Source organism: Akkermansiaceae bacterium (genome assembly GCA_024233115.1).
GTDB lineage: Bacteria > Verrucomicrobiota > Verrucomicrobiia > Verrucomicrobiales > Akkermansiaceae > Oceaniferula.
Genome location: JACKQB010000001.1, coordinates 654,522 through 673,876 on the forward strand (window position 1 = coordinate 654,522; position 19,355 = coordinate 673,876).

At 55.8% G+C, this 19,355-nt stretch carries 15 protein-coding genes; 7 read left to right on the top strand and 8 right to left on the bottom strand.

Going from position 1 to position 19,355, the window contains the following annotated elements:
* Nucleotides 1–393 (bottom strand): ACT domain-containing protein, encoded by a 393-nt coding sequence (locus H7A51_02765; protein MCP5535138.1) that lies wholly within the window; start codon nt 391–393, stop codon nt 1–3.
* A complete protein-coding gene (locus H7A51_02770) occupies nt 390–1,529 on the bottom strand; it encodes a histidine decarboxylase (protein ID MCP5535139.1) in 1,140 nt (379 codons plus the stop codon). The genes H7A51_02765 and H7A51_02770 overlap by 4 nt, the downstream gene beginning before the upstream one ends.
* Before the next feature lie 67 nt (nt 1,530–1,596).
* Here H7A51_02770 and H7A51_02775 point away from each other — a divergent pair, with 67 nt between their 5' ends.
* Nucleotides 1,597–2,142, top strand: a complete 546-nt coding sequence (locus tag H7A51_02775; GenBank protein MCP5535140.1) for a hypothetical protein — start codon at nt 1,597–1,599, stop codon at nt 2,140–2,142.
* Nucleotides 2,143–2,441: 299 nt separating this feature from the next.
* Nucleotides 2,442–2,957 carry a YbjN domain-containing protein gene (locus H7A51_02780; protein ID MCP5535141.1) on the top strand — a complete coding sequence of 172 codons (516 nt, stop codon included), beginning with the start codon at nt 2,442–2,444 and terminating at the stop codon, nt 2,955–2,957.
* A gap of 250 nt (nt 2,958–3,207) precedes the next feature.
* Here H7A51_02780 and H7A51_02785 read toward each other — a convergent pair whose 3' ends face one another.
* Nucleotides 3,208–4,128: a hypothetical protein gene (locus tag H7A51_02785; GenBank protein ID MCP5535142.1), complete on the bottom strand. Its 921-nt coding sequence runs from the start codon at nt 4,126–4,128 to the stop codon at nt 3,208–3,210.
* Nucleotides 4,129–4,290: 162 nt separating this feature from the next.
* Here H7A51_02785 and H7A51_02790 point away from each other — a divergent pair, with 162 nt between their 5' ends.
* Nucleotides 4,291–5,661, top strand: coding sequence for a DUF2851 family protein (locus H7A51_02790; protein ID MCP5535143.1), 1,371 nt, complete (start codon nt 4,291–4,293; stop codon nt 5,659–5,661).
* A gap of 110 nt (nt 5,662–5,771) precedes the next feature.
* Here the strand turns inward: H7A51_02790 and H7A51_02795 are convergent, their stop codons facing one another.
* The gene (locus H7A51_02795) at nt 5,772–7,088 is read right to left on the bottom strand and encodes a C39 family peptidase (protein ID MCP5535144.1); all 1,317 of its coding nucleotides are present in this window, start codon (nt 7,086–7,088) and stop codon (nt 5,772–5,774) included.
* 44 nt (nt 7,089–7,132) lie between these two features.
* Nucleotides 7,133–8,077 (bottom strand): MBL fold metallo-hydrolase, encoded by a 945-nt coding sequence (locus tag H7A51_02800; GenBank protein ID MCP5535145.1) that lies wholly within the window; start codon nt 8,075–8,077, stop codon nt 7,133–7,135.
* 109 nt (nt 8,078–8,186) lie between these two features.
* Here H7A51_02800 and pdxA point away from each other — a divergent pair, with 109 nt between their 5' ends.
* Nucleotides 8,187–9,068 (top strand): 4-hydroxythreonine-4-phosphate dehydrogenase PdxA, encoded by an 882-nt coding sequence (gene pdxA, locus H7A51_02805; protein MCP5535146.1) that lies wholly within the window; start codon nt 8,187–8,189, stop codon nt 9,066–9,068.
* A 1-nt stretch (nt 9,069) separates the two neighbouring features.
* On the top strand, nt 9,070–10,986 hold the full coding sequence (locus H7A51_02810; GenBank protein ID MCP5535147.1) for an ATP-dependent DNA helicase RecQ: 1,917 nt from the start codon (nt 9,070–9,072) through the stop codon (nt 10,984–10,986).
* A 34-nt stretch (nt 10,987–11,020) separates the two neighbouring features.
* Here H7A51_02810 and H7A51_02815 read toward each other — a convergent pair whose 3' ends face one another.
* Nucleotides 11,021–11,176: a leucine-rich repeat domain-containing protein gene (locus tag H7A51_02815; GenBank protein MCP5535148.1), complete on the bottom strand. Its 156-nt coding sequence runs from the start codon at nt 11,174–11,176 to the stop codon at nt 11,021–11,023.
* 30 nt (nt 11,177–11,206) lie between these two features.
* On the opposite strand from H7A51_02815, the gene H7A51_02820 reads away from it, so the two are divergent.
* Complete coding sequence (locus tag H7A51_02820; GenBank protein ID MCP5535149.1) at nt 11,207–14,908, top strand: hypothetical protein; 3,702 nt, start codon at nt 11,207–11,209, stop codon at nt 14,906–14,908.
* A 28-nt stretch (nt 14,909–14,936) separates the two neighbouring features.
* Here H7A51_02820 and H7A51_02825 read toward each other — a convergent pair whose 3' ends face one another.
* Nucleotides 14,937–15,803, bottom strand: coding sequence for an SMP-30/gluconolactonase/LRE family protein (locus tag H7A51_02825; protein ID MCP5535150.1), 867 nt, complete (start codon nt 15,801–15,803; stop codon nt 14,937–14,939).
* Between the two features lie 274 nt (nt 15,804–16,077).
* On the opposite strand from H7A51_02825, the gene H7A51_02830 reads away from it, so the two are divergent.
* Nucleotides 16,078–16,953, top strand: a complete 876-nt coding sequence (locus tag H7A51_02830; protein ID MCP5535151.1) for an N-acetylmuramoyl-L-alanine amidase — start codon at nt 16,078–16,080, stop codon at nt 16,951–16,953.
* A gap of 14 nt (nt 16,954–16,967) precedes the next feature.
* Here the strand turns inward: H7A51_02830 and H7A51_02835 are convergent, their stop codons facing one another.
* Nucleotides 16,968–19,181: a hypothetical protein gene (locus tag H7A51_02835; protein MCP5535152.1), complete on the bottom strand. Its 2,214-nt coding sequence runs from the start codon at nt 19,179–19,181 to the stop codon at nt 16,968–16,970.
* Nucleotides 19,182–19,355: the final 174 nt, after the last annotated feature.

Below are 19,355 nucleotides of genomic sequence, written 5' to 3' on the forward strand. Positions count from 1 at the left end.
TCAGCGCACGAGCAGGTCATGGACGAGTTTGGCGGCTTCCTCGTTGTTGTCACTGACGAGGCTGACGTGATTGATGTTGCCACTGCGCCGGATGATGTGAAGGCTGCGGAGATTGATGTTTGCCTGGGCGAAACGCTGGGCAACCTTGGCGAGGGAACCGGCTTCATCCGGCACGCGGATGACGATGGCGTCCTCGGTCACAGGCTGGTAGCCGGCGGCACGGAGGCAGTCGAGCGCTTCATCGTATTCTTCCACACACAGCATGATAAACCCGTGCTCGCCGTCTTCCATGGCATCGATATTGAGCAGATTGATCTTGTGGGCGGCCAGGATACCCGTGACGGTGGCGATCTCGCCGGGTTTGTTGTTGGTTGGAATGGTGAGTTGTTTCATGGCGATTGGGAAAGGTAGTCGTGGACAAAGCGGTCGATGATAGACTTGGTCATGTGGGGGAGGCAGACGATGTGCGCGATGTGATGGTCGGTAGCGAGCGACCAGTGCCTGGAGAATTCTGCGGCGGGTTTCGGGAAAACGACGATGGGTGAGTTGGCGTTACGCCACGCGGGGATGTTGTTCTTTTGGAAAAGCTCCACGGCGTACTCGCCGAGTTCGATGCTTTTCCGGATCATCTTGCGCAGGCCGGTGTCGCCGTTTTTACTGAGTCCGTACCAGAGCATGAGCGGGGCGAAGGCGGAGCGGGAGCCGCTGATGGTGGTGTCGTTTACACCCACATATTCCACGGCGCGGGAGATCCGTTTGACGTGGCTGGAGCGTGCCAGGGCGATGCCGCAGGGGATCGGGGTGCCGAGCCATTTGTGGCCGCTGATCGAGAGGGAGTCGATACCGCTGGCGAAGTCCCACGGCGGCGGGTTGTCGATGAATGCCAGCGCCAGGCCGTGCAGGGCGGCATCGGCGTGGATGTAGTGCTCGCGGATGGCGAGGTCGCCGAGGATGCGGTGGATTTGATCGAGGTCGTCAATGGCACCAGTCATGGTGGTGCCGATGTTGGCAAAGATGATCGGCGGCAGGTGACGGTTGATCCGGATGGATGCGCTCAGGTCGTCGTAGTCCATCTCGCCGTTTTCCTGGGATTTGATCATGATGCTCGGCGTGTGCTGGAGGCGCAGGATCTTGGCCACCGAGTAGTGGCTGTGTTCGGAAAAATAGACCATACCCTGCGGAAAGAGTTCACGGGCGAGGTAGAGGCCATACATGTTCCCCTCGGTGCCGCCGTTGGTCACGTAGCCCCAGTGCTGCCCGCGGGGAAGGTGGGTGAGATCGGCGAAGGTATCGATCACCTCGCGTTCATACTCGAGCGTGTTGAGCTGGTAACTCGATGTCTGGAAGGGATCACCGACGTTGTTGAGCGGCATCTCGAGGAAGGGCATGAGCTCCGAGTAGTCGAATGCCTGGTTGCACGGGTAGCCCAGACTGGTGCGGGCCGTCTGCTGGAGCTGACGGTGGCTCTTTGCAAGACGGTCACGATCGACCCCACCCTGGAGCAGGTCATGGCTTCCGTGTGGTTCCATGGCCTAGATCTATCACAGGATTGGGGATTGAACAAATCCTCATATAGGGACACAAACAGGAAACCAGATGGAGGAAAACGAGAAATTAGGGGACAAGCTGCGTGAGGTGGTGATGCCACGCGGACCGAAAACGATTGCCGAGCCGGAGAAGGAGCTACGCTTTACCCGGGCGCGCCAGGCACCTTTGTTTTTGACCCTGGCTGTGGTCGTCTTTACCGCGAGCATGGCGGTATTTATCCTCGCGACCCAGGACTGGGGGATGGATGGGCCTTTGCTGGACGGTTGGTGGTGGCTTTGTCTGCCGGGTTTGCTGCTGTGCTACGGCATGACCAGGCTCGGCTTGCGCTGCACCCGCCACGCCTACATTATCGTCAGCCCGCTGGGTATTGAGATCTTTCCCTTTTTCAAAGCCAGGAAAAACCTGCAAGTGATCTACTGGACACAAGTCGCTGATGCGGAGTTTACCCCGGGCGCCAAACATCTCGTGTTGCACTTCACCGAGGAAAAAAAGAGCGGGGTCATAGCTTCGCTCAAGCCGATTCCCGAGGCACGCCGTTATTTGCTGGAGGAAGCCGTGTTAGGCGTGTTGGACAAACGGGATGAGGAGGAGTAATCTGCTGTAGTCTTTCGGAGTGCGGGGATCTTAATCACCGCTTTTCATATTCCATTGAAGTTGCCTGAACCCAGGCACGATGAAATACCCAGCCCACCGTGACCTAACCCCTAAGCTGAATGTGAATGGAGCGTTAAGATCGATTATGACGGTCGAGAGCTGGCCACGCGCCAGGGAGCATTTAAAGCGGTGATTAAGATCCCCGCACTCCAAAAGAAAAAACCCGCGCCAACGTCGCAATGCAAGATGGCAAACTTTAGTATTTGGAATTTGGAGTTTAGTATTTAGAACTTCCCCGCATGCGCCCGACATCCATCCAGATCCAGTCCGTCATGGACGCCTTTGGCCAGCAAGGCTGGCAGTATGAGCACCTTGAGGGGAAAGACGTGATCCGCACCGCCTTTGAGGCCTATCACACCCAGGTCCACCTTCATGCGCAGGCATTCCCGCAGCTGAATGCCCTGTCCGTGGTAGGCGAGACGCCCATGGCCGTTGAAGCGGAGCAGGAGCCATTGATCCTGGAATTGCTTGCTCGCGCCAACAAACAAATCACCTTGGGAAGCTTGGAGTATGACCTGGACCGGGAGCAGCTCATGTTCCGCATCACCAACCTCTTTGAACGTGACAAGTTTGATGCCGACATCGTTTCCTCGATGGTTCACGCGACCATTGCCGAAGTCGACCGGATTACACCCTACGCGGGGGTGATTCAACAGACGCCGGAAGACTTGTTGGACGACCTTTCCATCGAGCGACTGTTGATGCGTGACGATCTGATCCCGCCTGTTCCCAGTGACGAGGACGACTACAATTAGGCACCACACGAGAAACAGGGCGAGGGGGGCCGTCTTAAAATCCTCCTGGCAGGCGTCCTTTTGAAGGGGTTGGAAGCAGGATATGCCTATCAAAATGACAGCCCCGTCAACTTCGTCCTAGGACTATGCTGACGGAGCTGTTCCCCCCCAAATACCGCTTATTGCTAAGCGATGACTCGACTATGTGGGTTTTTTTAAGAAAGGCAAGCTGAAATTCACGAAATTTTAACACTTTTATCATACGAGTGTTTTAATTTGCCAAACTATTAAGTTTTCCGAGAAAATTTTTCAAATAGGTGCCTGCGTCCATGAATTCATTGACCCAGTGATGCCAGGTGAGGTTTCCGGGGGCGAGACAGAGCAGGATGGAGAGCACGACGACGTTGGCCAGGTAAATGACGACCAGTGAAAAAAAGACGCCGTTTTCCTTGAGGTCAGGCTGATCACGGGGGATCATCCACAGGGTCCAGAGGAGGTGGAATGACCAGCTGAAGCCGATCAGGAAGTAAAGGATTTCATTGTGGTAGGGGATGGGGAAAAAGACGCCAAGCAGGGTGGATAACCCAAGGATGATGACCGACCAGAAGGGCACAAAGTAGGGGGAGAGCGAGATCAGCACATTGCTTTTATTGGTCATCACATAACCGCCGTCAGCTGTGACGTGGATGCCGCCCACCCTTCCTCCGCAGGCGTAGACAAAAACCGCGTGGGTCAACTCGTGGCCGAGTACATAGAAATACAGGAACAGCCGCTCCATCAAACCAGTGAAAAACCAGCCCATCATCAGGATGCAGCCGATAGCGAAGTAGAGGAAGTGCCTGGTGGCAATCAGGTCCATCCAGAACCTGGCCCCGACTCCCGAGGCATCACTGACGTTAAACAGGGCCCGGGTGGTGATGATGCAGAAGGGGAGGAGCAACAGCGCCATGAGCCAGCGGATTATCCTTTGGCCCAGGTTCAGGTGAATGATGCCGTCGTCGGCTGTTTCCGCAATGGCGGCCCGCATCGATGTCAGTCCGTCCCTGCGGCCCAGGCGACGGTTGGCGCGCTGTTTGGCCCTGACATTGGCATCGTGGAACGCCTGTCGTAGGCTCGGGCGTCCTTTCCGCCTGCTGTTGCGTGCGCGCGGTTTCCGTGGGCTACGGGTAAGGGGGCTTCTTCGTGAACTCATACTCGGCGGTGACCCTTGGGGAGGGTGGGGTGTGGACGATCATTAGGATTACTTAAATATCGCCTCACTGCAATGCGAAAAATCCTAGCATGCTTGCTGAGCGGTGAGAAATAGCACGCTTGCGACTTGCCACCTGCTGCTCGGCGCTTAAACTCATCCCCCATGTGTGCTTATCTGGATTTATTGGAGGAGGTGCGGGCGAATTCCGGCTCGGTTAATGAGGATACTGCACTGGTGTTACCCAACGAGATCCAACTTCAGGCGTTGTGGTTTGCCGGGCAAATGGGACGGGAATTTACTACTGTGGACGGCAGGCAAGTGCGCATCGTACAATTGGGGCACTGGAATCATGCGGCGGGGCCGGATTTTCTTCACACCTCGGTCGAGATCGACGGCGAACTGCAGTGCGGTCCGCTGGAACTCGATCACGCGGCCTCAGACTGGGAGGCGCACGGGCACTCGACCAATGAGGCCTTTAACAACGTGGTGCTGCATGTGGTGTTTACCGCCGGCGACCGTGCCTATTTCACCCGCACCCAGGAGCACCGTGAGGTTCCTCGGGTGGTGGTTCCTTTGGAAACCGTGCGGGAGGCGCTGAATTTGCCCTTGCTCGAAACCGCGTCGGCTCATCCGGGGAGATGTTTTGCGCCACTGGCGGAAATGCATGACGGGAATGTGGATGCGCTCCTGCGCGAGGCGGCAAGGCACCGGGCCAGGGTCAAGGCGCTGCGCAGGAGCAGGACGGTGGATATGTTGGGTGAGGACGAATGGCTCTGGCAGGCGTTTGCGGAAACCCTGGGATACCGACCTAACAAGCTGGCGATGACCCTGCTGGCCCAGCGTCTGCCCATCTTGGAACTGGTGAAGTCACGGGATGAAATGGAGTCGATTATTTTCGGCGCGGCCGGTTTCCTGTCGGTGGAAACACACGATCAGTCGCATGTCGATAGCCGTGATTACCTGCGTGGACTTTGGGAGACCTGGTGGCGTGTCAGGGATGGTTACGAACCTGTGCCGGAACGCCGTATCCCATGGAAACTATCCGGTATCCGACCCGTGAACCATCCCCAGCGAAGGCTCGCCTGCCTGGCCCGGGTGGGAAGCCGTTGGCAGGAGTTCGCCAAAGCCTGCAAGACGGTGGACGGAGTGACATCGTTTTTTGAAAACCTGGAACACCCGTATTGGAGCCGGCACTACACCCTCAAATCAAAACCCTGCGCACGTAGTCTGGCTTTGTTAGGGAAAGACCGGATCAAGGATTTTCAAATCAACCATCTGATCCCTGGCAGGTTGGCCGATGGTGATCGTGCCGCCTGGGAGTATTACCAAAAAGCCCCCGCGCCCGCACTGAGCGAAAAGGTCGACAAGGCTGCGCTCCGCCTGTTTGGCAATACCGGCAAACGTAAAAAATATCTCCGCAAGGCATGGCAACACCAGGCGCTGCTGCAGATTTACCAGGACTTCTGCCTCCGCGATGTCAGCGACTGCGAAAAGTGCCCCTTCCCCGAACAGCTCGCCCAGTGGCGAGGCTGATGGGAATGAGTGATTGGATAAATGGATGATTGGATGAATGGATGAATGGATGAATGGATGAATGCGTATTCTGTGGATTCATTTCTTCATTCGTCCAATCATTCATTTCTTCACTGCGAGGGTTTGATGGTGATGAGGTGCATGGAGGGGGTGAAGGCATCCGGAGTCTTCATGCGTTTGAACTCGTGGCCCGGCCCCCAGGAGTCGGTGTAGATGATCTCGTCGGTCTTGTCGTTGTAGCCGAGGATCAGGCGCATGTGTCCGCCGCCCGTCTGCGGGATGCCGCGCTCCTTGATAACGCCCACCTGAAGCGCCCAGAGAAGTGGCACGCCGGTGTCGATGGTGTCTTTGATGGATTTTTTAAAGCGGTCGTAAGTGGACCCCTTCGCGCGCACCTCCGTGAGGGTGGGGGCGTGGCAGGCGCTGAGAAATTGCTGGTAGGCCACATAGCCGTCGTCCGGGAAGGGGTTGCCCTCTTTGTTTTTTTTGATCGCTCGGTTGTAGGCCTTGATGTCCGACTTGATCTCGCGCTGGTCGATTTCATAGAGCACGTGCAGCCGGGTTTTGGTGCGACCGGCGACACGTTTGAGCGACTCGATCATTTTATCGGGGTTGGTGCCTCCCTGGGCGCTGCTTTCGGCGATCTGGGCCATGGCGTGCTGGTCGATCTGGAGACCGTAGTAACGGAAAACCCGCTCGGCACTGGCGACCGCACAGTAGCCTTTGCGCCCCTGGTCCACCATCGGCACCCCCTTGATGAGAACGTCTCCGTTTGGCTTTTTCTCGATATTGACTTTTAGCTCGCTGCGACGCGACATGGTCTTGGTGATGCCGCCACGGCCTGCAAACATCTCTTTGCCAAATTTCGGTGATACCAGACTCAGCTTGAGGAACTCCGGTTGTTTACTCGTTCCCGAGCCGGAACTGCTGGAGGTGAGCGTGATGTAGGCACCCGGGCACTCCCAAAGCCAGCGGTCGGCTGATACCACGCTGCCTTTCTGAGTGCGGTTCATTTTTTCCCCCTCCAGGGAGGTTTTTTGTCGGACTAACTCCAACCATCGCGTGCTGAGTTGCTCGAACTGCTCCCTGGTGATGTTACCCATGTCGCCGCGGTTGTAGATGGAGATTTCAAACGACTGGAGTGTGCCGTCGCGACTGCGGAGGATGGTTTCGCCGACGGGTTGGTTCCAGAGTCGGAGGTTTTTCTGATTACTGCGGGCGTCCACTTTTTCCTTGGAGAGCCAGCGGAATCCAAGTGGGCCACGTTTATTGATGACCTCACTGACGGACTGGTTCCACATGTTGGCATCCATAAACAGAATCTCAAGATCGGGGATCTGGGTTATCTCTGGCGCAGCTGTCAGCCGGTCTGCCGGGACGAGGGCTGCCCCACTGAGGATGAGGGTGAAAATGAGTTGTCTGAGCATGGTCTTATGCGTGATTGTTAGATGGCAGGTTGGTGGGGGGATGGTTAGGATTTGGTCTCGGCAAGGCACTCGACTTCCACGCCCACGCCTTCCTCGAGCACCAGAACGCGGTCGGCGATGCCGAGACGGTTGGCTTCGGCCACGAGGCGTTCCACCGGTTCGTGGTCAGGCTCATTTCCTAGCGGAAACGTGCCGTAATGCATCGGGATCAGGATGCCGGCCTCCATTTCGATAAATGCTTGCACCGCTTCCTCCGGGTTCATGTGCACGTCCCTGCCGCTGGGGGCATCGTATGCACCTATCGGCATCAGCGCGACGTCGGGTGTGTGGTGTTTGCCGATTTCCCGGAAGCCGTCGAAGTAGGCACTGTCGCCACAATGGAAGACCTTGCAGACACCGGAATGGATCATGTAGCCGCCGTAATCGCGGTGGGTGTCGTGCAGGTAACGCGCGCCCCAGTGGTGGCTTGGCGTGTGGGTTACGCTGAGATTGTCAAAGCGGATGGTATCCCAGACTGACATCTCATGGACGGTGTGAAAACCGAGTTTTTTTACCAGCGGACCACTACCCGTGGGCACGACGATGCCCTCGTGCGACTCGAGAATCTTCAGGCTCTTTTTATGCAGGTGATCGAAGTGCGCGTGGGTGACCATCACCAGGTCGACCAGTGGCATGAGTTTGAGGTCGAGTCCGGGCGCGCGCTGGCGTTTGACGACCCCATGCCAATTGGCCCAGTTCGGGTCAATGATCACCGAGTGGTCGGGGAACTGGACAAGAAAAGAAGCATGACCGATCCAGGTGACCCGGATTTTACCCGCTTCCGGCGGGTTGGGGATGGGCTCCCTGCTGGAGCCGTCACGCTTTTGAAAAACCTGGGGTAACAGGCGGTGCCTGAGGAAATGATAATTCCGCCTTGGCCAGCCCTTGGTAGGAAGGATGCCGGCATAGTCTTTGCGTGCTTGGGGCGCCTTGTTTTCAGATCGTGCCATTCGGGATTTACTATGCTCTTATGGCAAGATGTTGCAACCCATCTCTTATTCTCGTTGATATTATCAGCATCCCGGCGGATGATCGCGGGGAGGAGTCTACGACAGAACCATGAGCGGAAAACACAAGGGCACGATAGGTATTACCAGGGGAGACCAGGCAGGAATCGGGCCTGAAGTCGTCGCGGCTGCCCTGGCGTCAGGGCAGCTTCCTGATGGGTACCAATACCGGCTGATTGGTGAGGAAATCCATGCCGTCGCAGGAAAGCCAAGCAGTATGACAGCCCGGGCGGCTTTGGATGCACTGGAGCGATCGGCCGAGTTATTAAACAAGGGGGAGATTGACGCCGTGGTCACCGCCCCCGTGGGCAAAGAAGGGCTGCACGAGCTGGGTTTCCGGTTTCCCGGGCAGACGGAGTTTTTTGCCGACAGGTTGGGGTGTAAAAACCACGCGATGTGCCTGACCGGTAAAAACCTGACCGTAGCCCTGGTGACGATCCATGTGGCCCTGGCCGATGTCCCCCGTTTATTAGAGAAAAAGGAAATTGTCCGTGTTGGCAGGCTGCTCGCTGATTTTTGTAAACAGCGTGGGAATCCATCGCCACGTATTGCCGTCTGTGGTTTGAACCCCCATGCCGGTGAGAATGGCGCTTTTGGAAACGAGGATATCAAGATCGTCGAGCCTGCTGTTAGGGAGCTGCAGGAAAATGTCGGCGAAGCGCAATTCAGCGGTCCGCATCCGCCCGATACGATTTTCCGCCCTGCCGCTGACGGTGAATACGATGCCGTGCTCTGCATGTACCACGACCAGGGGTTGATTCCTCTTAAATTGTTGGATTTCGATACCGGGGTCAATGTGACCCTGGGGCTGCCCAAGCCCAGGACGAGCCCCGACCATGGGACGGCCTATGATATAGCAGGTAAGGGGAAAGCGAGTGCCAGTTCGATGATTCATGCGATCCAGTTGGCATGTGAGATGGTGGGGAATCAATAGGATGGAAGAGGCAAGAAGCAGGATTCTGAAACGCTACTTCGGCCATGACGCGTTAAAGCCGGGGCAGGCTGAGGTGATCGACCGTGTGCTGGACGGGATCAACACGCTGGCGGTCCTTCCTACCGGTGGTGGCAAGTCCCTTTGTTATCAACTGCCGGCAATGTGTATGCAGGGGTTGACCGTGGTGGTGTCGCCGCTCATCGCACTGATGCGTGACCAGGTGGAATCGCTTCTTCAAATGGGGGTTCCGGCACTGCGGCTCGATTCATCCTCCACGGAGGAAAGCCGTGAACTGGCCCGGCAGCAGATCAAATCGGGCGAGTTGAAGCTGCTCTATGTCTCCCCCGAACGCCTCGCCGATCCAGCGATGTTGAAGCTGCTCAAGCAATGCCCGGTTTCCTTGGTGGCGATTGATGAGGCCCACTGTATCTCGGAGTGGGGGCATAGCTTCAGGCCGTCGTATATCAAACTGCCGAGGCTTGTCAGGTCGATCCAACCCGAGGTCGTCCTTGCTCTCACGGCCACGGCGTCCAGGCTGGCGGCCAGTGGAATCCGGAAAGCCTTTAAGATCCTCAAGAAAGACCACGTGCAGACGTCGTTCTACCGCGATAATCTGGTATTCGATGTTACCGTGTGCCCTGCGGATGGCAAAAAACCACACCTGCTCGAGTCCCTGAACGCGGCGGCTCGCACCCCTGCCATCGTTTATGCCACCCGCCGTGGGGATGTCGAGGAGCTTGCCTCTTTTCTAACAAAGTCAGGCCTGTCCGCCCGCGCCTACCACGCCGGCATGCCCGCCGATGCCCGTGCCGAGGTCCAGGATGGATTTGTGGAGAACCGGTTTCCGGTAATCTGTGCAACCATTGCCTTTGGGATGGGGGTTGATATGCCCAATGTGCGCAGCGTTATTCATTACCATCCACCGAAATCGCCCGAGGGATGGATTCAGGAGAGTGGCCGGGCCGGGCGCGACGGTAAGGCTGCTTATTGTGAACTGTTGATCAATGGTGACGACCGCGCAGCTCTCGAAAGCCTGGTGATGGCCAAGCAGCCAGGAAAAAAAGCCGTGGAATCCGTGTTGCATCATTTGTTTTCCCAAGGGAAAAGAGCCGTTATCTCCCGCTATAATGCAAGCACACTCAATGACCTCCCCGTAGAGCTGCTCGATGTCATGTTAGCCCGACTCGAAACCGCCGGTTGGATCGTGCCCGACGGTGGTTCATGGATGTGGTGTCAGGTCGTTCCCTTGCGTTGGGATGAATCCGCTGGAAATCGAAACCTCCACGGGTTTTCTAAAAAAGACCAGTCCCTCCTCACTGAGCTGATCGAATCCAAACAGCGTGTTTCCTTGCTCGAACTGGCGGATCACCAGGTGGTGAAACTCAACCGGCTCGTCACGCTGCTGCGAGAGATGGAAGCCGGCGGCGAGGTCAGGCTGAAGCTGAGCCACAGCCTCACGCATTATCGGATCAAGCGTGAGCCTGGGCGGCTGACAGAACTTGTTGACGAGATGCTGTCAGCCTTTCAAGAACACGCACAACACGATCTGGCTCGGATTGATTCTGTATGTAGAATGGCGACCTCGCGCAAGTGTATTGCGGCCTCTCTCGTTGGTTATTTTGGTGAAAAACTTAACGAGCCATGTGGTCGGTGCGCGTCCTGTGCCGGTAAATCCCGCCCCCGGAAACTCCCTGTAAGTCCGGCAGATGAGCTGGCCATGGAGGAGTTGGAAAAAATCCAGTTGTTGATCAAGGAAAGGCGGCCAGCCCTGTCGAGTCCGCATCGTCTGGCCCGGTTTTTATCCGGGGTCTACAGTCCGGCCATGATGCGATACCGCCTCTATAACCATCCATCATGGGGTATGCTGGAACGCCTTTCCTTTGATGATGTATTAGGTGTTGCAAAAGCCAACATTTGAAATTTTCGTTAGCTGAATCGAGGGCTACAGCGCGTCAAGGTGTTTCAATAAACACGATTTTGGCACTCCCTTTGAGCATGGCATAGTCGGTCACCTTTTTGCAGTTCTTGAGAATCAGCATTTCAAGCGATGGGAACTTTTCAATGCCCTTCAGGGAGGTCAGTTGATTGCACGTAAATCGATTGGACAAATGCAATGGATTGGTTGATGTTCCCTCCCCATGAAGTATTTGCGTTTTTTATTGGTGGCTCTCGTGTTGTTGGGTGCCTATTTCCTTGGGCAACATATTAACCTGTATCCAAATTCTGCTGACGAGGCCGCTCGTGGCACGGGGAATCATCAAGACAGGGCGATCCCGAGGCTGGTATCAGCGACCGATTTTACCTCCGCATGGAACAAAGCGGAAAAGGGATCGACTGCGCAGACGGAGCTCATCAAGCGCGCCACGTTGCGCCGGGACCGGTTCTTGAAGCTGATGGCGGATGAGCCGTCCGAAGCGATCAAGCGCGCGATTTCATTGGCCGAATACGCAGCCCTGCCTGAAGCGATGCGCCCGTATTTTGAGCAGCCTTTGAATACCAGCGGAAGTATTGATCTCTTGTGGGCGACCTCAGAAGTGCCAGACCAAGGACGTGAATGCCACCATCACAACACGGTCACCATACAGGGGGAAAAATTGAGAGCGTATCCTGCTGGTCGACATATGTTGCCGGTGATGCACGAGGTTCCGATTTCCGGCATTCGACTAGGGGGAGTGGCCGTCATCGGGAGTTCGCCTGTAAGGAAAATCCCCGAGTCAGAGCGAACGGCGGCCAAGGCGTTGTTTGCGGCGGCTGAACTAACAAGTGATCCGCTGACCAACCGTCCCGTGGATGGGAAGCATGTTGCGCTGATTGCGGGAAAAGTCTATCAGTTTGAGTCGGCGGCCACCCTTGCTTATGTTGAGCAGACCTTGCTTGAATCCATCGACCAGGCTGAAAAAAACCGGGTAGCTGTGGTGAAACATCCCTTCGAGTGGTTGGCGGGTAATACAGGCGGCGATAGTGGAGAGGGCGTCGATGCCACACCCTATCAGGAGGAACAGATTGATGTTTTGTTCATCCGTGTTGATTTCAGCGATTTCCCGGTCTCCCCGGTCTACAAACCTGATTTGGAAAGCACATTGAATACGGTGGACGGCCATCTGAATAACTACTCCTACGGTCAGGCCGGCATTACCTACACCGTCAGTGACTCTGTCTACCGCATGCCTCGCACGGGTGCCAGCTATGCGACGGCAGGTGACAATGACGGGATTCAAACCGATGCCCGGGCCCTGGCGGCAGCGGATTACACGATTGCTGATTACGATGTGATCGCGGTGTTTTTCCCCAATTTAGGTGGCGTGTCGGGTTCAAAGATCACCTATGGCGGACTGGCATCCATCGGCGGTGCCAACCATTGGGTCAATGGCTATAACAATGTGGGGATTATCCTGCATGAGTTTGGTCACAACTACGGCCTGTATCACGCCAACTATTACCACCCGGAGCAAGAACTCGGCGGCACCTACCAGCTTCCTGACAGCCTCGAGTATGGTGATATTTTTGACGAAATGGGCAGTGGCGACTCCCCCCAGGCACACTTCAGTCATTTGGCAAAAAACTACATGCAATGGATGCCCGATTCCAAGGTGGTGGAGGCAACAGGTGATGCCACTTACACCATCTACCGCTTTGATGATGTCAACGCGACATCGAACCCCCTGTTAGCCGTGAAGGTGCCGATGTCGGGTGATGTCAACTACTGGATCGGCTACCGCCAGCTATTTACATCCGCCTCATACAATTTGGAGAATGCCGCCTACGTGGTCGCCGAGAATCTCGCCCAAAACAGGGAGACCAGCCTCATCGACATGACTCCTGAGTCGGCAGCCTCGGAAACAGACGATCGCAAGGATGCGGGCCTTCCGGTCGGAGGAACTTACTATGACAGCGACGCCGGTGTGCGATTCAATGCCCTGGAGAGAGGGGGGACCAATCCCAACCAGTGGATCAAGGTGCAGGTCGTTTTTGACCCTCGGATCGCACTCAGCCAATCCGAGATCAGCATCGATGAACAGTGCGGCGTAGCCCACGTCGTGGTGCAACGCAGCTTCAGCTCCACGGGCGCAGTGAGTGTCGATTATTCGACAAGCGATGGCACGGCGAGTTCCGGTAGCGACTACTATCCGGTCTCAGGCACCCTGAACTGGGCCGATGGCGACAGCTCGGACAAGACCATCATCATCCCCATTTGCCCTGATGTGGTATCCGAGGGGCTGGAAACCCTCACCTTGACCCTGTCTAACATTAGTGGTGGCGTGCTCGATCCAGCGCTCAGCCAGGCGACCATCAACCTCCTCGACGCCGGGCAGCGCATCACCTCGTTTGCGCCCCCGTTTTTTAACGTCACCGTCAGGGCCATTGCCCCGCTGGATGACGGCCGGGTCGTCGTCGGTGGCGATATTTACAGCGTCTCGGGTTTTCCTGACATTAACAATATCTTCCGGCTCCATGCGGACGGCTCCGTGGACACCACCTTCGTCACGGGGATCGGGTTTGATGACACGGTGGAAACCATTGTCGTCCAAACCGATGGCAAGTACCTGGTCGGTGGTAGTTTCACCTCCTACAACGGCACGTCCTGCAAGCGATTGATCCGTCTGAATGCAGACGGTAGTGTGGATAATACATTTCTCACCAATGTCGGCACGGCGGCGGATGATGTTGTGAGAAGCATCGCCATTGAAAACGATGGCAAGATCCTCGTCGGCGGCTCCTTTGACAATTTCAAAGGAGTCACTGCAAACGGCTTGGTTCGGTTGAATGACAATGGCACGCCCGCCACAGCCCTGGCGAATCCTTTCAGTGGTAGTGCCACCATCTACGATATTCTGGCAGAGCCGGACGGGAAGATCATGGTGGTGGGGAGCTTTAATCTGGGCTGGATGGGGTCAGGTTTCCGTTCCGGTGTTGCACGGCTCACCAGTAGCGGTGCCCGTGATACGTCGTTTGACGCGGGCGCCGGTGCCCACGCGGATGGCAACCGGAATAGTTTGAGGCCTGTCTATGCGGTCAGCCGACAAGCCGATGGCAAGTACATCATTGGCGGCTGGTTTACCGCCTATGATGAGAGTGCGGCGAACTACTGCGCCCGGATTAACAGCAACGGCAGCATCGACGGTACATTTACAGCTCCTGGGTTTGATAATACTGTTCAGGATGTTATTGCCCAAGCCAATGGCAAGACGGCAGTCGGCGGGTGGTTTACAAGCCCGGCAGGAAGACTAGAACGCCTGACAGCAAGCGGTGTTGCGGACAGCACATTTATGCAGGGCACAGGTCCTTCTGGTTCCGTGTATGAGCTTGCGACGGATAACGACGGATCACTCTGGGTAGGTGGGAATTTTTACTCCTACAACGGCAGCTCGTGCCGCCCTGTGATCCGGATTGCGGGAGGAGAGACTCCCTATGATATCTGGGCAAAAACACGTTTCAGCGCGGCGGAGTTCGCCAATGGTGATGCGGACCCTGACGCGGACCCCGATGGTGATGGTATGATCAACCTGGTTGAAATGGCGATGGGCACCAACCCCCTGGTTGCAAACAGCGATCCGGTTTTTGCAATCCCGGCCAACGGTGGTGTCACCCTGCAAAACATCGCTGGCCAGAATTATTTGCAAATCACACTCGATAAAGCGTCCCTGGAAAAAGGGGCCTGGTTTTTGGCCCAATTCAGCAGCGACCTGGTCGCATGGAGTCCGGTAAGCCCAAGTCCCGCTGCGAATGCGACCTACGAGGTGATCGAGGATTCCGCTACGACCTTTACGGTGCGCGACAAAACCCCGGTCTCAACCCTGGCACCTCGCTTTGGCAGGATCCTGATCAAGCAGCCTGAGTGAACCAGCCGTGCGGCCGCTTGCTGGTCGGTCAACCTGAAAAGGCGCTGGCTGCGACGCCGGTGACACCCAGCCCCTTGATCCGGAGAAGCCTGCCGGCGTCCTCTTCCTCGATGATGCTGTGGATGCCGGTGGTGACGTAAAGCTCGTCGAGGTTTTCGCCGCCAAAGGCACAGGCGGTGGTTTCCAAACAGGGAAGCTCGACGCGGTAGAGTTGTTTGCCGGTGGCGGGCTCGTAGCAGATGACACAGGCACCGTGGCAGAAGGCGACCCACAGGTTGCCGTTGCTGTCGATGGCCATCCCGTCGGGAGAGGCATTGATGTGCCTGGTCGGGAAGGCCGTGCGCTGATTACTGAGCTGGCCGGTTTCCGGTGTATAGTCGAAGGCGATGACTTCCCGGCGCGGGGTATCGATGTAATAGCAGGTGGCGTGGTCGTGGCTCCAGACAATGCCGTTGGAGTTGGTGACACCAGCGAATGCGGTGTGCAAAGTGAGATCGGAGTCGAGTCGGTAAAGGGAGGCAGCCCCCGTGTGTTTTTCCAGACTGATGGTGCCTGCAAAAAAGCGACCGTCGGGAGAGCATTTGCCGTCGTTGAAGCGGTTGTCGGGCTTGTCCGGCTCCGGATCGGCAATCGGGGTGGTGGTGCCTGTTTCCGGATCAAGAAAATGCAGACCGGTATCGCCAGCGACAACAAGGCCACCTGCGGAGCGGGGAACGACCGTGCCGACGCGGCCGACCGAAGTGCTGAGATCCCATTTTTTTTCGGTATGATTGGATGGATTGTATTCGATGACGCTGTGGTTCTCGATATCGACGTAGATGAGCTGGTTTTGCCACCAAATAGGCCCTTCCCCCCATTGGGCGCGATAGTTTCCAGCTAAATCAATGGTTTCCATGGGCAAGTGCTTAGCAGCGGACTTCTACCGTGTCGAGCGCATCGGACGAGGATCGCGAGAAATACCATTGTCATTCCGCAGAAACGAACTAGAATTCCCGAACCTACGTTAATCCTAACCTATGAATCAACCGATGTTGCGACATCACCGGACTATTCTGATCCTGATTATAACTTGTTGTGTTTTATTAAGCACAGGGACGCGTTCCCTGGCGCAGGGCTTTCAGTGGGAGGCTGTCAAATACAAGGGCGGCGACTATGTCACCCTGAGGAGCGTGAAATCATTTTATTATTTCACCAAAATCAAATACGGCTCGGTGATTACCCTGGAGAATAGCAAGGTGAAGATGGAGATACAGCCGGGCACCCAGCAGTGCCGTATGAATGGTGTGTTATTCATTTTGAGTCATCCTGTGATTTCTTATAACGGGCGTTATCTGCTTTCCCGGACGGACTTGGTGAAACTGGTCGATCCCGTGATGCGACCCACCTATATCCGCAATGCGCATACCTTTAACACCGTCGTGGTCGATGCCGGGCACGGTGGCAAGGACCCGGGGAGTCGCGGCTTTTACAGCGATGAAAAAGTGTACACCCTCAAGATGGCCCGCCTGGTCCGCGACATGCTCCAGAAGCGCGGCTACAAGGTGGTGATGACGCGGGATAGCGATGTGTTTATCAGTCTCGCTAACCGGGTGAGTATCGCTAACAAATACCCGGGTGCCATTTTTGTCAGTATTCATTTCAACTCAGGAAACTCCCGGGCCAACGGCATCGAAACATTTACCATTTCCCCCGTTGGGGTGCCTCATATGGGTCGTGGTGTTAGATCCAGGGATTACAACATGGTCCCGGGGAACATCATGGACTCGGCCAGTATTGCGCTCGCCACCGCAGTCCACAGCCGCACCCTGCTTTATCTCAACAATCCCCAGTATGGAAACAACTTCAAGATCGAGGACCGCGGTATCAAACGTGCCCGGTTCAACGTCCTGACGGGAATAAAAATCCCGGCGGTGTTATTTGAGGGAGGCTTCCTCTCCAACCGCGCGGAAGCGGCAAAAGTCCACTCCAGCGCCTACCAGCAAACATTGGCGGCCTCCATCGTGAGGGCGATTGATGTTTACAAGGCCTCGGTCACCAAGAACTAGTCAATTAACCGGCATTACGGTTCGATCGCTTTCCAGCGGATGAAACACTCGGTTTTTTCCGCAGGCACCGCAAAGCTGGCTGTGGCTACGCCACCCGAGTTAACGACGGTGACCGGGTTCCAGCTACCGGCTTCGAGGCTGTAGGAATATTCAGCTCCCACGGTGCCACCACTAATGATGGAATGGGAGAGTTCGAGGTCACCACCGTCCAGAGTAGGTGTCAAAGCCGCAGCCCCATCACCACTATCCATCGGGTTGAGGTCGAAGACATGTTCGACTCCGTTCGGGATGCCATCGGCGTCGTAGTCATCGTCGAAGTCACCGATGATAGCGTAGCTGCCTCTGAACCAGAGTTCGTAGGTGCTGAGGGAGGCTGCGGAGACGGGCGTGACTTCGAGCGCTGATCCAAATCCATAGTTCTTACAGCCAACCGTGACCGATAGGCTGAGTAAGTATTTCTTTCCGGAAACCAATGACTCCCCGGCGGTAGAGGCATCGAGCGACACCCTGTCCAGATTGGGGGTGTTGTAGGTGAAATCCCCCAGATTGCTCAGATCATCACAGTTTACCAAGGATATGTCATCCGTAAAAACCCCGACGAGTGAATGTTGCGACATGATAAAGGGGGGCGTGGCATCCCGACGGTATACGATTCTCAGGCTGGAGCTTGTGCCGTGATACTCGGCGGGTATGTCCACCGAGTGGGACACGAAGCTGCTATCCAGGGGGTATGATGTTGATCCTGTATGGTTTGTTAGGGTCTTTAAATCCGCCCAGGGTCCGTTGCCATTGCGGATCTGGATAGCCCATACCGTAGTGCTTAACATTACACCACGCCTTGTGTAAAAATTAACTTTGCTGCCTGTGTTAGGGATGAAGATGCGGTTTAGCTCGACGGAAGCGTTTGTCTCGGTGCTGCTGACAAAGGCCATTCTGAGCGCACGGCTTCCAGTCCGTTTGGTGTTGGTTGAACGCAACTCGGAGTCAAGCATCGCCGTCTGGTTCACCAGGAAGGCGGAGCTTTCTGCCCCCTCCACCCATGTGGAGGGGGTCAGTGCGGAAACGAGGAATCTATACTGATCGGCATAGGGGACCGGAGTAAAAAAATAATCAGCTCCACTGTCGGGTGGATTGGTGCTGCCTGTCAGATTTGTCGAATTTAAAAGTCTGTCAGGATCAATGACAGTTGTTGTGAAGGTATAGGAGGAAGCTACCCCAGGGCCTGTGATACCAGAGATGGTCACCGTGAAGGTGGCATCGTCAGTTGCGCTTGAAGGGATTTGGGAGGTGTCTGGGATCCATACACATGAGGATACTGGTAGGCCAGTGCCCGCATATCCGATCGGGGTCACGGAGACGGTGTTGTTATCCCCGTCTTTCATGGTGATGGTAGCACTTGAAAAATCAGCATCGGGATGGGTTAGTGACCATCGGTCCGGGGTGATTTGGTAGGGGATGTATCCGGCATTCGGCCATGAGGTGAAAACACCCGCTGGTGTCGGGGAAATAAAATTCCCAAACACGTAGAGGGCGTTGGCCGTTGAGCTTCCTTCTTTGGTATCGCCGCTTGCTATTTCCTGCAGATCCAGACGGAACAGGGTTCTTCGATGGCCGATGTTGTCATTGGGGTTGTTGCTGATGCCGCCAATGTCTTCACTGATATAGGAGTCTACAGCACCGGGGCCATAAAGGTTCCTCGCGAGATTGGACCAGTAGGCCCCGTTGCGCGCGACGGAGTCATCGCATGTCCAGCTTGTGGGTGGGTTGTGAGGATTTTCCGTCGTAGAAGCATTGGCCAGTCTCATCAGGGCGGCAGCCTGGGCTGCTGCGAGCTTGGTAGTGCTGGCCGGTGGTTTGGCCGCTGCTGGTGTATCACCACCAAGATAGACGGTAGAGGTAGTGGTGAAGGAAATGTCACTGGGCAAGCCTGCCATCGCCCGGTAATAGTTGAGACGCCGCAATATATCATTCCTCAGAGCCGTGGAAGTGGTTCCAGGATTGCACGTCGACGTGGAAACCCCGGTGATGTCATTGCTTCGTCCCAGATACTCCTCGGATTTTTGGTAGACGCAATTCCAGAACGAAATGACATCGTTACGCGACTGCGTGTTGACGGTGAAGCCAGAAGTGTCGGATTCATTGCCGGCTCCCGGAGTCCAGGCATGCGCGTATGAAGTAAGCGCAGCCAGTAAAACCGACAGCAATGAACGTGTAAAGGGTGAGCTCATCAGATGAAGATTGTTTGCTGATTTTCTTAAGGGAGAACTGAGGGCATAGCGGAAGTGGTTCAACGTGTCAAATAGTCAGCTATTCATTATTTCATGTATTTTGTGAATAGGCAGGGCCAACCAGCTATACGGGACAGTCTAACGTGGCGTTCTGGCCGAGTCAAGTTGGCGTGA

Coding starts and splice junctions, on each gene's coding strand:
- H7A51_02765 (MCP5535138.1), bottom strand. CDS start 393: ATGAAACAACTCACCATTCCAACCAACAACAAACCCGGCGAGATCGCC.
- H7A51_02770 (MCP5535139.1), bottom strand. CDS start 1,529: ATGGAACCACACGGAAGCCATGACCTGCTCCAGGGTGGGGTCGATCGT.
- H7A51_02775 (MCP5535140.1), top strand. CDS start 1,597: ATGGAGGAAAACGAGAAATTAGGGGACAAGCTGCGTGAGGTGGTGATG.
- H7A51_02780 (MCP5535141.1), top strand. CDS start 2,442: ATGCGCCCGACATCCATCCAGATCCAGTCCGTCATGGACGCCTTTGGC.
- H7A51_02785 (MCP5535142.1), bottom strand. CDS start 4,128: ATGAGTTCACGAAGAAGCCCCCTTACCCGTAGCCCACGGAAACCGCGC.
- H7A51_02790 (MCP5535143.1), top strand. CDS start 4,291: ATGTGTGCTTATCTGGATTTATTGGAGGAGGTGCGGGCGAATTCCGGC.
- H7A51_02795 (MCP5535144.1), bottom strand. CDS start 7,088: ATGCTCAGACAACTCATTTTCACCCTCATCCTCAGTGGGGCAGCCCTC.
- H7A51_02800 (MCP5535145.1), bottom strand. CDS start 8,077: ATGGCACGATCTGAAAACAAGGCGCCCCAAGCACGCAAAGACTATGCC.
- pdxA (MCP5535146.1), top strand. CDS start 8,187: ATGAGCGGAAAACACAAGGGCACGATAGGTATTACCAGGGGAGACCAG.
- H7A51_02810 (MCP5535147.1), top strand. CDS start 9,070: ATGGAAGAGGCAAGAAGCAGGATTCTGAAACGCTACTTCGGCCATGAC.
- H7A51_02820 (MCP5535149.1), top strand. CDS start 11,207: ATGAAGTATTTGCGTTTTTTATTGGTGGCTCTCGTGTTGTTGGGTGCC.
- H7A51_02825 (MCP5535150.1), bottom strand. CDS start 15,803: ATGGAAACCATTGATTTAGCTGGAAACTATCGCGCCCAATGGGGGGAA.
- H7A51_02835 (MCP5535152.1), bottom strand. CDS start 19,181: ATGAGCTCACCCTTTACACGTTCATTGCTGTCGGTTTTACTGGCTGCG.